Consider the following 13,880-nt stretch of genomic DNA (forward strand, 5'->3'; position numbering starts at 1 on the left):
GAAACAGGCGCTGGTTCAGTTCAGGTGTGTCAGCAAGTTTTCCATGTACTCCACAAATGCCCGCGCCTTCGCACTGACCATCCGTCCCGTGGGGAACACCGCCCACAAATCCTGATCCGGCAATGCCCAATCACTCATCACCGCCCTGACCGCGCCGCTTGCCAGCTCCGGGGCGAACATCCATTGCGAGGCAATCGCCAGGCCCTGATCGGCCAGCACGGCTGCGCGCAAACCTTCGGCGGCGCTGACGCGCAGGCGGCCGGTCAAGGTTTGTGTCTGCTGTTCGCTGCCTTTGGTGAAGGTCCAGGTGGCGCCGCCGCTGAGGTTGTAGACAATGCCTTGATGCTGATCCAGATCGGTCGGGCAGCACGGCTCACCGTGGCGGGCGAAGTAGGCCGGGCTGCCGAGCACCACGCGGCGGCAGTCGGCGATTTTGCGCGCGGTGAGGCTGGAGTCACTGAGCGGGCCCATGCGCAGGGCGACGTCGATGCCTTCTTCGACCAGATTGATGTTGCGGTCATCGAGCATCAGGTCGATGTTCAGGTGCGGATGCTGAGCGAGAAACGCCCCCATTTGCGGCACGACGTGCAGGCGACCGAACGTCACCGCCGCGCTGATCCGCAGGTTGCCGCGCAAACCGCCGGCGCTGCCACGGGCGGCGTTATCGGCTTCGTTGGCTTCATCGATGGCGCGTCTGGCTCGCTCGAAAAACGCCAGGCCGGCTTCGGTTGGCGTCAGGCCACGGGTCGAGCGCAGCAACAGGCTGACCGCCAGGCGCTTTTCCAGCTGAGCGATGGTTTTCGACACGGCGGGCTGGCCGATATTCAAGCGTCGCGCGGCGGCGGAAAACGAGCCGGTTTCGACAACGCAGACGAAGGTTTCCATGGCGGCGAGGCGGTCCATCTCAGGTCCTTGTGCAATCTTCAAGCATTCAGACGAGCCCTGTGGGAGCGAGCTTGCTGGCGAAGGCGTCGGATCAGCCAGTACATTTGTTGAATATCAGACCGCTTTCGCGAGCAGGCTCGCTCCCACAGGGGAACAGGGTGTTGGCCAGGATGTAGCTTTGCGAGTCGCTGAGTTTAATCCGTGGACAAGACTGTGCCATCGATCACATGCGGTAAAACAACCGAACGTCGTTCAGCAGATTCATGTGCTTGAGTAAAGATGACTCTAGAGTTACTTTTATTCGGCCGGAGCAAGGAGGCGGTAGGTGCAAAGCAGGCTATTGATCAAGGAGCTGGAGGAGGCAGGCTGGACGCTGGATCGAGTCACCGGCAGTCATCACATCTTCAGGCATCGTTACAACCCGTACACCATTCCCGTTCCCCACCCGAAGAAGGATTTGCCGCTGGGGACGGTCAAAAGCATCAGGAGGCGTGCCGGGTTGTACCACCCGCCAGCCAGCTGCAAGGGAGATCCATAATGCAATATCCGATCTGCATCGAATGGGGTGACGACAACACCGCCATCGGTATTCAGATACCTGACATTCCCGGCGCCGTCACGGCCGGGGACACTTTCGAGGACGCCTATAACGCAGCCGTTGAAGTCGCCCATCTCATGCTGCAGGAGATGGCGGCGGACGGCGAATCGATTCCGATGCCGACGTCGGCAGCGGCGCATCGCAATAATCCGGAGTTTGCCGACATGGGCTGGGGCATGCTTGAACTGGATATCTCGCCGTACATGGGCAAGACCGAGAAGGTCAACGTGACGTTGCCAGGCTATGTGATCCAGCGCATCGATCGCTATGTGCGTGAACACAATGTCAAAAGCCGTTCTTCGTTTCTGGCGGATGCGGCGATGGAGAAACTGGTTCGGTATTGAGCGTCATCGCTCCCATGGGCCCGGTGAACAACCTGTGGGAGCGAACCTGCTTGCGATGCTTTTGACGTCTTAAGCGGTTGCCAATGAACCACGTTGCGAAGCACTCAAAAACCGCACCAGCGCCAGCAGCGGGAACGCGCTGCCGACAATCACGATCCACAACCAGCCGCCGTGCTCATATACCGCACTGGCGACCGACGAGCCGAAGGCGCCGCCGATGAAGATGCTGGTCATGTACAGCGCATTCAGGCGACCACGGCTTTTGGCGTCCAGCGAGTAGACCGCGCGCTGGCCGAGAACCATGTTCATCTGCACGCAGAAATCCAGTACTACGCCGGTCACGGCCAGGCCGATGACGCTGTAGGCCGGGTGGATGAAGGCGGGCAGGAAGCTCAGGCTGGCGAACAGCATGGCCAGCAGCGAGGCGATTCGGGTGTGGCCGGCGTCCGCCAGGCGTCCGCTGATCGGCGCGGCGATGGCACCGATGGCGCCGACCAGGGCGAAGATCGCGATCTCGCTCTGCGACAGGCCATGGTTACGCGCCAGCTCCAGTGGCACGGCGGTCCAGAACAGGCTGAAGGTGGCGAACATGCAACCCTGATAAAACGCGCGCTGACGCAGCACCGGTTGCTGGCGCAGCAATGTCCACAATGAGCCGATCAGTTGGCCGTATGTGGCGCTGTGATCCGGTTGACGCTTGGGCACGGTCAGCGCCAGCACCACGCTGATCGCTGCCATCAACGCCGCAGCAATCATGAACATCGCGCGCCAGCCGAAATGGTCAGCGACGACGCTCGATACCGGTCTTGCCAGCAGGATGCCCAACAGCAAGCCACCCATGATCCCGCCGACCACCCGGCCACGGGATTCTTCCGGCGCCAGATGTGCAGCCAGCGGAATCAGGATCTGCACCGACACCGAACTGAAGCCCACCAGCAACGAGATCAGCAGGAACACGTTCGGCTGACTGGTGAACGCCGCGCCGAGCAGGCTGGCAATGGCCACCACGGTGGTGATGATCATCAGTCGGCGGTTTTCCAGCAGGTCGCCCAGCGGCACCAGGAAAAACAGACCCAGCGCATAACCGATCTGTGTCAGCGAGACGATGAAGCTGGCCATGGTGTCGGAGAGGCCGATGTCCGGTGCGATCAGACCAATGATCGGTTGCGCGTAGTAGATGTTGGCGACGATGGCACCGCAGCAGAAGGCGAACAGCAGCACCATGCCTCGGGTCATTGCGTGAGTTGTAGCGTTCATAAGGTTTCTCGATCCAGCGAAAGGGAATGCGGTGAGGCTAAGGGACGCACCGACGTGGCGGTAGAAGCCTTGTATCGATATCAGTTATTCCGTTGCGGAATGATTGGCTTCAAGCGCGGTGTCGTCCATCGGCGAACCTTGCGTCCGGCCGGAGAGCGTCGATGATACATTCACTTACATCTTCTTCGATAGCGTGCTTATGTTTACCGCTGCTGTTCAACTGTTTACCAACGGAGGATTGCCATGTTGCGTCGGCTGCTGCGTCACATCACCACGATTGTCCTGATCGGTCTGCTTGGCGCCAGCGCAGTACAGGCTGCGGATGCCCCGGGGATGCGGATCGGCGTACGCGGCGAGATCACCGGAGTCAGCGCTGACTCGTTGAAAGTCCACGTCAATAGCGGCGAGAACGTGGTGATTCAATTGACCGCTGACACCAAAGTGCGCGCCGTCACCCTGGCCAATATCGAGGACATCAAACCCGGCAGTTACATCGGCTCGGCGGCCATGCCGCAAGAGGACGGTACGCTCAAGGCGCTGGAAGTGCATGTATTCCCACCAGAACTGGCCGGCAGCGGCGACGGCCATCGGCGGTTCGACCTGGCCAAGGGCAGCAGCATGACCAATGGCAGCGTCGGTGATCTGGTGGTGAGCAATGGCCGGGTGCTGACCGTCAACTACAAGGGCGGGCAGCAGAAGATTCTGGTGCCGGAGGATGTGCCGATCGTCAACCTGATGCCAGGGGATCGGAGTTTGCTCAAGGTTGGGGTGAAGATCGTGACGTTCGTCACGCAAGGCGCGGACGGCACGCTGACCGCCCAATCGATTTCCGCCGGCAAGGATGGCGTCACGCCGCCGATGTAACTGTAGGAGCTGCCGGGCTGCGATCTTTTGATCTTGGTTTTTAAAATCCAAGTCAAAAGATCGCAGCCTGCGGCAGCTCCTACAGGGGTTCGCCACAAAAAAGGCGACCTGTTGAGGTCGCCTTTTTCATTTCAGTTCACGCCTTACTGACCGGTATAAATCTGATCAAAGATCCCGCCATCATTGAAGTGGGTCTTCTGCACCGAACGCCAGTCGCCGAAGGTCTTCTCAACCGACAGGAAGTCGACTTTCGGGAAACGATCGGTGTACTTCGCCAGCACTGCCGGGTCCCGTGGACGCAGGTAGTTGGCGGCGGCGATTTCCTGGCCTTGCGGCGACCACAGGTACTTCAGGTATTCATCGGCGGCAGCACGGGTGCCTTTCTTGTCGACCACTTTGTCGACCACCGACACCGGTGGCTCGGCTTCGGCGGAGACGCTTGGGTAGATCACTTCAAACTGATCGCGACCGAATTCGCGAGCGATCATCTCGGCTTCGTTCTCGAAAGTCACCAGCACGTCGCCGATCTGGTTGGTCATGAACGTGGTGGTCGCGGCGCGGCCACCGGTGTCGAGCACCGGCGCTTGCTTGAACAGTTTGCCGACGAAGTCCTTGGCCTTGTTCTCGTCACCGCCATTTTTCAGCACGTAGCCCCAGGCCGAGAGGTAGGTGTAGCGGCCGTTGCCCGAGGTTTTCGGGTTCGGCACGATCACCTGCACGCCGTCCTTTAACAGGTCCGGCCAGTCTTTCAGGGCTTTCGGGTTGCCTTTACGGACGATGAAGACGGTGGCCGAGGTGAACGGTGCACTGTTGTTCGGCAGGCGGGTGACCCAGTTGTCCGGCACCAGTTTGCCGTTGTCGGCGAGGGCATTGATGTCGGTCGCCATGTTCATGGTGATGACGTCAGCCGGCAGGCCATCGATCACCGAGCGCGCCTGCTTGCTCGAACCGCCGAAGGACATCTGCACGGTGATGTTTTCGTTGTGCTCGGCCTGCCAGTGTTTCTGGAACGCCGTGTTGTAGTCCTTGTAGAAATCGCGCATCACGTCATAGGAGACGTTGAGCAGGGTCGGTGCGGCTTGAGCCACGCTGCCAAAGGCAAGACCGGCGGCGAGAAGTGAGGCGCCAAAGAGTTTTTTCACTGCGCATTCCTTGTTGTTTATGTGTAGGAGCTGCCAAAGGCTGCGATCTTTCGACTTTGATTTTAAAAACAAGATCAAAAGATCGCAGCCTTCGGCAGCTCCTACAGGGATTGTGGGTGATGCCAATTTGCTAGTGACTATAACGGGGCATGCATAGTCGTTTAAAGATTAAAAAGATCTGTGCTTATTCCAGTTTCTTGAACAGCGCATTACCGCAACGGGAGCAGAACGCCGCGCCATGTTCATGGCTGTTTTTCTTGCACACCGGGCAGTCGTGTTGCAGCTGTTCGCCGCGCATGGCGTTGGCCAGTTCTGCGGTGAAGATCCCGGTGGGCACGGCGATGATCGAGTAACCGGTGATCATCACCAGCGAGGAAATTACCTGGCCCAGCGGGGTTTTCGGGACGATGTCGCCGAAGCCGACGGTGGTCAGGGTCACGATAGCCCAATAGATGCCTTTGGGGATGCTGGTGAAGCCGTGTTCCGGGCCTTCGATCACGTACATCAGGGTGCCGAACACCGTCACCAGGGTGCAGACGCTGACCAGGAACACCACGATCTTCTGCTTGCTGCCGCGCAGCGCCGACATCAAATAGTTGGCTTGCTTGAGGTATGGGCTGAGCTTGAGTACGCGGAAGATCCGCAGCATCCGGATGATCCGGATGATCAGCAGGTACTGCGCATCGCTGTAATACAGCGCGAGGATCCCCGGCACGATCGCCAGCAGATCCACCAGTCCGTAGAAACTGAAGGCGTAGCGCAACGGCTTCGGTGAGCAATACAGGCGCAGGATGTACTCGCCGAGAAAAATGACGGTGAAGCCCCACTCAATGTAGGCCAGCACATCGGCGTAGTTCTGGTGAATGCTGTCGATGCTGTCGAGCATCACCACCACCAGGCTGGCAAGGATGATCAACAGCAAGGTGCCGTCAAAGCGCCGCCCGGCGAGGGTGTCGCTCTGGAAAATCATCACGTAAAGCCGTTCACGCCAACTGTTGCTGCTGTCCATGGATAACGCCTGAATTGAAGATCAGCGCAGCCTAGGTTGATTGTCCCCCTGTGCGCAAGGCGTGGCGTCGACGGCCGCTTTGCCGAGCATCTGGATCCCGGCGCGGATCAGCCAGCCGGCGAGGATGAACGGCGCGGTCAGCGTCGCCAGACCAAGGGCGGCGAACAGCGGGGTGACCAGCAGCGCCAGGACGATGCCCAGCAGCGGTAGCCACGGTTGTTGACGCTGTGAACTGAAGGCGAGGGCGGCGAGCACCGCGTTGTAACTGCCCAGTCCCAGCAACGCTGCAGCGGTTTCGTGGTGCAGCAGGCTGGATGCCAGGCCGATGCCGGAAGCCAGCAGCGCCCAGCAGAACGCGCGGCGATCGGCGATCAACAGACCGATGCCGATCAACGCGCCGGCCAGCGGATGACCGAGGAACATCACCTGACCCAGTCCACGCAGTTCAGCGGCGAGCAGGTTCAGCGTGGTCATCTCGATGTGAGTCATCGGCGCAGACGGTTCGGCGAACAACAGTAACACCCAGCTCATTGCTACAAACGGTGAGGTGTAGGCCGGTATCGATCGGCTGCGGTAGACGTGTTTGAGCCATTGCTGAGTGACCATCGCACTGAGGCCACCGGCCGCCAGAATCAGCGGCGGCAGCATCGGCGACCACGGGAAATACAGGCTCAGCACCAAGCCAAGCAGCACCCCGTTGTAACTGAACAACCCGGCCTGACGATCCGCCTTGGCATAGTTGCGTCGTTGCGCGGTGAGCAGTCCGGCGACTGCACCGAGCAGCGCGCCGGCAAACAGCACCGGCGCAGTGAGCAGGATCGCCAGCAGGCACAACAGGCCGCACAGCGGATGGCGCTGGAGGAAAATCTGACTGAAACCGTTGAGCAAAGCCTCGGCCCAGTCGGGGCAGTGGGTGTTGAAATGATTGGCAGGCATGTTGAAAAAATCTGGGCAGTTGGACAATCAAAAGGTCTTGCTTACCTGTGGTGAGGGGATTTATCCCCGATGGCTGCGAAGCAGCCCCAAATCGGTGAATGCGGTTTTTCTGTGAAAACCGTCACTCTCTTGAAGCGGTGACTGCTGCGCAGTCAATCGGGGATGAATCCCCTCACCACAGGTTTTGTATTCACATCAAAAATATGGGTCAGATCAGCGTTTCGATCCGCAGTGAGTTGGTCGATCCCGGCTGCCCGAACGGCACACCGGCGGTGATCAGCAAGGTATCGCCACGCTCGGCCATGCCTTGCGCCTGGGCGATTTCCAGCGCGGTGGAGCACACTTCATCGACCTGACGCAGACGATCGTTGACCACCGAATGAATACCCCACGCCACGCTCAAGCGCCGCGCGGTCTGCAGGTTCGGCGTCAGGTTGAGGATCGGCGCTTTCGGTCGTTCCCGTGCCGCGCGCAACGTCGAAGCGCCCGATTCGCTGTAGTTGACCAGCACCGCCACTGGCAGCACGTTGCTGATGCGGCGGATCGCGCAACTGATCGCATCGGACACCGTTGCCTCGGCTTTCGGTCGGCTGACGTCGAGTTGGGTCTGATAGTCCGGACCGTTTTCCACTTGGCGAATGATCTTGCTCATCATCTGCACCGCTTCCAGTGGGTATTCACCGGAGGCGGTTTCGGCCGACAGCATCACCGCATCTGCGCCTTCAGCCACGGCGTTGGCCACGTCGGTGACTTCCGCGCGGGTCGGGGCCGGGGAGAAACGCATCGATTCGAGCATCTGCGTCGCCACCACCACCGGTTTGCCCAGTTCGCGGCAGGTGCTGATGATGTTTTTCTGGATCTGCGGCACGCTTTCTGCCGGCACTTCCACGCCGAGGTCGCCGCGAGCGACCATGATCGCGTCGCTCAGTTGGGCGATTTCGCGCAGTTGCTCAACCGCCGACGGCTTCTCGATTTTCGCCATCAGGAAGGCCTTGTCGCCGATCAGCTCGCGGGCTTCGAGAATGTCCTGCGGGCGTTGCACGAACGACAGCGCCACCCAGTCCACGCCCAGTTCCAGACCGAAGCTCAGGTCGCGGCGATCCTTGGCGGTCAGTGGGCTGAGGTCGAGCACCGCTTGCGGCACGTTCACGCCTTTGCGGTCCGACAGTTCGCCGCCAGCGAGCACGGTAGTGTCGATCGCGTCGGAGTATTTGCTGACCACGCGCAGGCGCAGTTTGCCGTCATCCAGCAGCAGATCCATGCCGGCTTCGAGCGCGGCGATGATCTCCGGGTGCGGCAGGTTCACCCGGCGTTCATCGCCCGGGGTCGCGTCCAGATCGAGGCGGAACGCCTGACCGCGATGCAGCTGCACCTTGCCGTCGGCGAACTTGCCGACGCGCAGTTTCGGCCCCTGCAAATCCATCAGAATGCCCAGCGGATAGTTGAGCTGGCGCTCGACTTCGCGGATCCACTGATAGCGCTTGGCGTGGTCGGCGTGATCGCCGTGGCTGAAGTTCAGGCGGAAGATGTTGACCCCGGCCTCGACCAGTTCACGGATGTCTTCGATGCCGTCGACGGCAGGCCCGAGGGTGGCGAGGATTTTGACCTTTTTATCAGGCGTCATGATTTGCAGTTCTCAAGGATCAGGATGGCGCGGAAGTCGTTGACGTTGGTGCGGGTCGGTTCGGTGACGATCAGCGCGTCGAGCGCCTCGAAGTAGCCGTAACCGTTGTTGTTATCCAGCTCGTCGCTGGCGCTCAAACCGAGGGCGGCGGCGCGGGCGTAGCTGTCCGGGGTCATGATCGCGCCGGCGTTGTCTTCCGAACCGTCGATGCCGTCGGTGTCACCGGCCAGCGCGTAGACGCCGGGCTGGCCTTTGAGGCTGTCGGTGAGGCTGAGGAGGAATTCGGCGTTGCGCCCGCCACGGCCATTGCCGCGTACGGTCACGGTGGTTTCGCCGCCGGAGAGAATCACGCACGGCGCTGCCAGTGGCTGCCCGTGATTGATGATCTGCCGGGCGATGCCGGCGTGGACCTTCGCCACTTCGCGGGATTCACCTTCCAGGTCGCCAAGGATCAGCGTGCTGAAACCGGCCTGGCGGCATTTCACCGCCGCGGCATCCAGCGATTGCTGCGGGCGCGCGATCAACTGGAAATGGCTGCGGGTCAGGCTTGGATCGCCGGGTTTGACGGTTTCCGATTCCGGGCTTTGCAGCCAGGTGCGCACGGACGCCGGGACTTCGATGCCGTAGCGCTTAAGGATCGCCAGCGCTTCGGCGGAAGTGCTCGGGTCGGCCACGGTCGGGCCGGAGGCGATGACCGTGGCGAGGTCGCCCGGCACATCGGAAATTGCGTAGGTGTAGACGGTGGCAGGCCAGCAAGCCTTGCCGAGGCGGCCGCCCTTGATCGCCGAAAGGTGCTTGCGCACGCAGTTCATTTCGCCGATGGTCGCGCCGGATTTGAGCAGGGCTTTGTTGATCGACTGCTTGTCGGCCAGGGTGATGCCTTCGGCCGGCAGGGCGAGCAGGGCAGAGCCGCCACCGGATAGCAGGAAGATCACGCGGTCGTCTTCAGTCAGATTGCTGACCAGTTCCAGCACGCGTTTGGCCACGGCCAGGCCGGCAGCGTCCGGTACCGGATGCGCGGCTTCGACCACTTCGATTTTTTCGCACGGGGCGCCGTGACCGTAACGGGTCACTACCAGGCCCGAGACTTCGCCCTGCCAGCTGCGCTCGACCACTTGTGCCATGGCAGCGGCGGCTTTGCCGGCGCCGATGACGATCACCCGACCCGTGCGATCGGCAGGCAGATGGGCTTCGAGGACCTGGTTCGGATGGGCCGCGTCGATGGCTGTGGCAAACAGCTCACGCAGCAGTTGTTGCGGATCGACCGACATGGCGGGCTCCCGGAATTCTTGTTATTGGGATGGAACGACAACGGTGCAGCGACGCGATCCTTGTGGGAGCTGGCTTGCCAGCGATTCAGGCGCCGCGGTCATTCAGGCGGACCGAGTCGATGCCATCGCGGGCAAGCCCGCTCCCACAGGGAGCGAGCCAGAAGCGCAGATTACTTCTTGTCGCGAATCGAGAAGTTGGCCATGTGTTCCAGGCCCTTGATCAGCGCCGAGTGGTCCCAGTTGCTGCCACCGATCGCCGCGCAGGTGCTGAACACTTGCTGGGCGTTGGCGGTGTTCGGCAGGTTGATGTTCAGTTCCTTGGCGCCTTGCAGGGCCAGGTTCAGGTCCTTCTGGTGCAGGCTGATGCGGAAGCCCGGGTCGAAGGTGCCTTTGATCATGCGCTCGCCGTGTACTTCGAGGATCTTCGACGAAGCGAAACCGCCCATCAGCGCTTCACGCACCTTGGCTGGATCGGCACCGTTTTTCGAAGCGAACAGCAGGGCTTCGGCCACGGCCTGAATGTTCAGCGCGACGATGATCTGGTTCGCCACCTTGGCGGTCTGACCGTCGCCATTGCCACCGACCAGGGTGATGTTCTTGCCCATGGCCTGAAACAGCGGCAGGGCGCGTTCGAAGGCATCGGCGTCGCCACCGACCATGATGCTCAGAGTCGCGGCCTTGGCGCCGACTTCACCGCCGGATACCGGGGCGTCGAGGTACTGCGCGCCTTTTTCGTTGATCTTCGCGGCGAAGGCCTTGGTGGCGGTCGGCGAGATCGAGCTCATGTCGATCACTACTTTGCCTTTGCCGATGCCAGCCGCGACGCCATCGGCGCGGAACAGCACGTCATCGACCTGCGGGGTATCCGGCACCATGACGATGATGAATTCGGCTTCCTGCGCCACTTCGCGCGGGTTGGCCAGGGCGACGGCGCCAGCAGCCACCAGGTCGGCCGGAGCGGCGTCGTGGTGCGCCGACAGGAACAGGCTGTGACCGGCTTTCTGCAGGTTCGAAGCCATTGGGTGGCCCATGATGCCGGTGCCGATAAATCCGATTTTAGCCATGAGAAAATCCTCTTGTTTTTGTGTGGCTCTCTGTAGGAGCTGGCGAAGCCTGCGATCTTTTGATCTTGATCTTGAAAAGCAAAGTCAAAAGATCGCAGCCTTCGGCAGCTCCTACAGGAATGACCGTGTTCGATCAGATTGCGTTATGCGTTTTGAGCCAGCCCAGACCGGCTTCAGTGGTAGTCAGCGGCTTGTATTCACAGCCGACCCAACCCTGATAACCAATCCGATCCAGGTGTTCGAACAGGAAGCGGTAGTTGATCTCGCCAGTGCCCGGCTCGTTGCGACCCGGGTTGTCCGCGAGCTGCACATGGTTGATCTCGGCCAGGTGCGATTGCAGGGTGCGGGCCAGATCGCCTTCCATGATTTGCATGTGGTAGATGTCGTATTGCAGGAAGAGGTTGGCGCTGCCGACCTGCTCGCGAATCGACAGGGCTTGCGCCGTGTTGTTCAGGTAGAAGCCCGGGATGTCGCGGGTGTTGATCGCTTCCATCACCAGTTTGATGCCCGCCGCCTGCAGCTTGTCGGCCGCGTACTTGAGGTTGGCGACGAAGGTCTTTTCCACGGTGGCATCGTCGACGCCTTGCGGGCGGATACCGGCCAGGCAGTTGACCTGGGTGTTGCCCAGCACCTGCGCGTAGGCAATCGCCAGATCGACCCCGGCGCGGAACTCTTCAACGCGATCCGGCAGGCAGGCGATACCGCGCTCACCCTTGGCCCAGTCACCGGCCGGCAGATTGAACAGCACTTGGGTCAGCCCGTTGGCATCGAGCTTTGCCTTGATTTCGGCAGAGCTGAAGTCGTACGGGAACAGGTATTCCACACCACTGAAACCGGCCTTGGCGGCGGCGTCGAAACGGGCAAGGAAATCCTGTTCGGTGAACAGCATGGACAGGTTGGCTGCGAAACGCGGCATGGTGGTCTCCTGTTGCGAATTAATGATGATGGCTTTGTGTAGGTTCTGCCGCAGGCTGCGATCTTTTGATCTTGATCCTGAAAAACAAGATCAAAAGATCGCAGCCTGCGACAGCTCCTACAGGGGAGTAACCGCGGCCATCAAATCCCGGCAGATCAGTCGAGCAGCGAAATCGCCGTTGGCGCGTCGTTGCCGACCAGCGCCAGGTCTTCGAATTCGTTGACGGCGTTGATCTCGGTCCCCATGGAGATGTTGGTCACACGCTCCAGGATGATTTCGACGATCACCGGCACCTTGAACTCTTCGATCAGCTCTTCGGCCTTGCGCAGGGCAGGGGCGATGTCCGCCGGTTCGAACACACGCAGCGCTTTACAGCCCAGGCCTTCGGCGACGGCGACGTGGTCGACACCGTAACCGTTGAGTTCCGGCGCGTTCAGGTTATCGAAGGACAGCTGCACGCAGTAGTCCATTTCGAACCCGCGCTGAGCCTGACGGATCAGGCCCAGGTACGAGTTGTTCACCACGACGTGGATGTAAGGCAGTTTGAACTGAGCGCCGACCGCCAGCTCCTCGATCATGAACTGGAAGTCATAGTCCCCCGACAGGGCCACGACTTTACGGTTCGGATCGGCCTTGACCACGCCCAGCGCTGCCGGAATGGTCCAGCCCAACGGGCCGGCCTGACCGCAGTTGATCCAGTGGCGCGGCTTGTAGACGTGCAGGAACTGCGCGCCGGCAATCTGCGACAGACCAATGGTGCTGACGTAGCAGGTGTCTTTGCCGAACACCTGGTTCATTTCTTCGTAAACGCGCTGTGGCTTGACCGGCACGTTGTCGAAGTGGGTCTTGCGCTGCAGGCTGGCCTTGCGCTGCTGGCAATCCTGCAGCCAGGCACTGCGGTTTTTCAGCTTGCCGGCGGCTTGCCATTCGCGGGCGACTTCGATGAACACGGTCAGCGCGGCAGCAGCGTCGGAGACGATACCCAGGTCCGGGGTGAACACACGGCCGATCTGCGTGCCTTCGATGTCGACGTGAATGAACTTGCGACCTTCGGTGTAGACGTCGACCGAACCGGTGTGACGGTTGGCCCAACGGTTACCGATGCCCAGCACCACATCGGATTTGAGCATCGTCGCATTGCCGTAACGGTGCGACGTCTGCAGACCGACCATGCCGACCATCAGCGGGTGATCGTCAGGAATGGTGCCCCAGCCCATCAGGGTCGGGATCACCGGAATACCGGTCAGCTCGGCGAACTCCACCAGCAGATCGCTGGCATCGGCGTTGATGATGCCGCCACCGGCTACCAGCAATGGACGCTCGGCCTGATCCAGCAGCGCCAGCGCCTTTTCGACCTGAACGCGGCTCGCGGTCGGTTTGGCCAGCGGCAGTGGCTGGTAAGCGTCAATGTCGAATTCGATTTCAGCCATCTGCACGTCGAACGGCAGGTCGATCAGCACCGGGCCTGGACGGCCGGAGCGCATTTCGTAGAAGGCTTTCTGGAACGCGTAAGGTACCTGGCCCGGCTCCAGAACGGTGGTCGCCCACTTGGTGACGGGCTTGACGATGCTGGTGATGTCGACCGCCTGGAAGTCTTCCTTGTGCATACGGGCGCGGGGTGCCTGGCCGGTAATGCAGAGGATCGGAATCGAGTCGGCCGAGGCGCTGTAGAGCCCGGTGACCATGTCGGTGCCGGCCGGGCCGGACGTACCGAAGCACACGCCGATGTTGCCGGCCTTTGTGCGGGTGTACCCCTCGGCCATGTGCGACGCGCCTTCGACGTGGCGAGCGAGGACGTGATCGATGCCACCGACTTTTTTCAGTGCGGAGTACAGCGGGTTGATCGCTGCACCCGGAATGCCAAAAGCGGTATCAACCCCTTCACGGCGCATCACCAGAACGGCGGCTTCGATTGCTCTCATTTTGCTCATGGTTTTGTGCCTCTTTACGTTTTGTAATTGTATACAAGT

General features: G+C 60.9%; 13 protein-coding genes. 3 read left to right on the forward strand and 10 right to left on the reverse strand.

The genetic code is table 11. From position 1 onward, the window contains the following. Nucleotides 1-15 precede the first annotated feature (15 nt). Entirely contained in the window at nucleotides 16-903 is an 888-nt protein-coding gene (locus GTQ41_RS08240) for a LysR family transcriptional regulator (protein ID WP_047292597.1), read from the reverse strand. A gap of 307 nt (nucleotides 904-1,210) precedes the next feature. Between GTQ41_RS08240 and GTQ41_RS08245 the strand changes: the two genes are divergently transcribed. Together GTQ41_RS08245 and GTQ41_RS08250 are read left to right on the forward strand one after the other, a co-directional pair. Beyond that, nucleotides 1,211-1,423, forward strand: coding sequence for a type II toxin-antitoxin system HicA family toxin (locus GTQ41_RS08245; RefSeq protein WP_041072921.1), 213 nt, complete (start codon nucleotides 1,211-1,213; stop codon nucleotides 1,421-1,423). Continuing rightward, nucleotides 1,423-1,827 (forward strand): type II toxin-antitoxin system HicB family antitoxin, encoded by a 405-nt coding sequence (locus GTQ41_RS08250; RefSeq protein WP_007961664.1) that lies wholly within the window; start codon nucleotides 1,423-1,425, stop codon nucleotides 1,825-1,827. The genes GTQ41_RS08245 and GTQ41_RS08250 overlap by 1 nt, the downstream gene beginning before the upstream one ends. Nucleotides 1,828-1,896: 69 nt before the next feature. Here GTQ41_RS08250 and GTQ41_RS08255 read toward each other — a convergent pair whose 3' ends face one another. Continuing rightward, entirely contained in the window at nucleotides 1,897-3,084 is a 1,188-nt protein-coding gene (locus GTQ41_RS08255; RefSeq protein WP_047292599.1) for an MFS transporter, read from the reverse strand. Between the two features lie 243 nt (nucleotides 3,085-3,327). On the opposite strand from GTQ41_RS08255, the gene GTQ41_RS08260 reads away from it, so the two are divergent. Further along, nucleotides 3,328-3,948, forward strand: coding sequence for a DUF5666 domain-containing protein (locus GTQ41_RS08260; protein WP_047292601.1), 621 nt, complete (start codon nucleotides 3,328-3,330; stop codon nucleotides 3,946-3,948). A 143-nt stretch (nucleotides 3,949-4,091) separates the two neighbouring features. Here GTQ41_RS08260 and GTQ41_RS08265 read toward each other — a convergent pair whose 3' ends face one another. From GTQ41_RS08265 to gcl, 8 genes are all read right to left on the reverse strand, one after another. Then, on the reverse strand, nucleotides 4,092-5,090 hold the full coding sequence (locus tag GTQ41_RS08265) for a sulfate ABC transporter substrate-binding protein (protein WP_047292603.1): 999 nt from the start codon (nucleotides 5,088-5,090) through the stop codon (nucleotides 4,092-4,094). Nucleotides 5,091-5,274: 184 nt separating this feature from the next. Continuing rightward, on the reverse strand, nucleotides 5,275-6,099 hold the full coding sequence (locus GTQ41_RS08270) for an ion transporter (RefSeq protein WP_047292605.1): 825 nt from the start codon (nucleotides 6,097-6,099) through the stop codon (nucleotides 5,275-5,277). Between the two features lie 21 nt (nucleotides 6,100-6,120). Beyond that, complete coding sequence (locus GTQ41_RS08275; RefSeq protein ID WP_041072909.1) at nucleotides 6,121-7,035, reverse strand: urea transporter; 915 nt, start codon at nucleotides 7,033-7,035, stop codon at nucleotides 6,121-6,123. A 208-nt stretch (nucleotides 7,036-7,243) separates the two neighbouring features. Then, a complete protein-coding gene (gene pyk / locus GTQ41_RS08280; protein ID WP_047292607.1) occupies nucleotides 7,244-8,659 on the reverse strand; it encodes a pyruvate kinase in 1,416 nt (471 codons plus the stop codon). After that, nucleotides 8,656-9,930, reverse strand: coding sequence for a glycerate kinase (locus tag GTQ41_RS08285; RefSeq protein ID WP_047292609.1), 1,275 nt, complete (start codon nucleotides 9,928-9,930; stop codon nucleotides 8,656-8,658). The genes pyk and GTQ41_RS08285 overlap by 4 nt, the downstream gene beginning before the upstream one ends. Before the next feature lie 170 nt (nucleotides 9,931-10,100). Continuing rightward, on the reverse strand, nucleotides 10,101-10,994 hold the full coding sequence (locus GTQ41_RS08290; RefSeq protein WP_047292610.1) for a 2-hydroxy-3-oxopropionate reductase: 894 nt from the start codon (nucleotides 10,992-10,994) through the stop codon (nucleotides 10,101-10,103). A 133-nt stretch (nucleotides 10,995-11,127) separates the two neighbouring features. Continuing rightward, entirely contained in the window at nucleotides 11,128-11,910 is a 783-nt protein-coding gene (gene hyi, locus GTQ41_RS08295; protein WP_007961652.1) for a hydroxypyruvate isomerase, read from the reverse strand. Between the two features lie 155 nt (nucleotides 11,911-12,065). Then, nucleotides 12,066-13,841 (reverse strand): glyoxylate carboligase, encoded by a 1,776-nt coding sequence (gene gcl, locus GTQ41_RS08300; RefSeq protein ID WP_217325480.1) that lies wholly within the window; start codon nucleotides 13,839-13,841, stop codon nucleotides 12,066-12,068. Nucleotides 13,842-13,880 lie beyond the last annotated feature (39 nt).

The organism is Pseudomonas sp. AN-B15, assembly GCF_019056475.1.
Lineage (GTDB): Bacteria > Pseudomonadota > Gammaproteobacteria > Pseudomonadales > Pseudomonadaceae > Aquipseudomonas > Aquipseudomonas parakoreensis.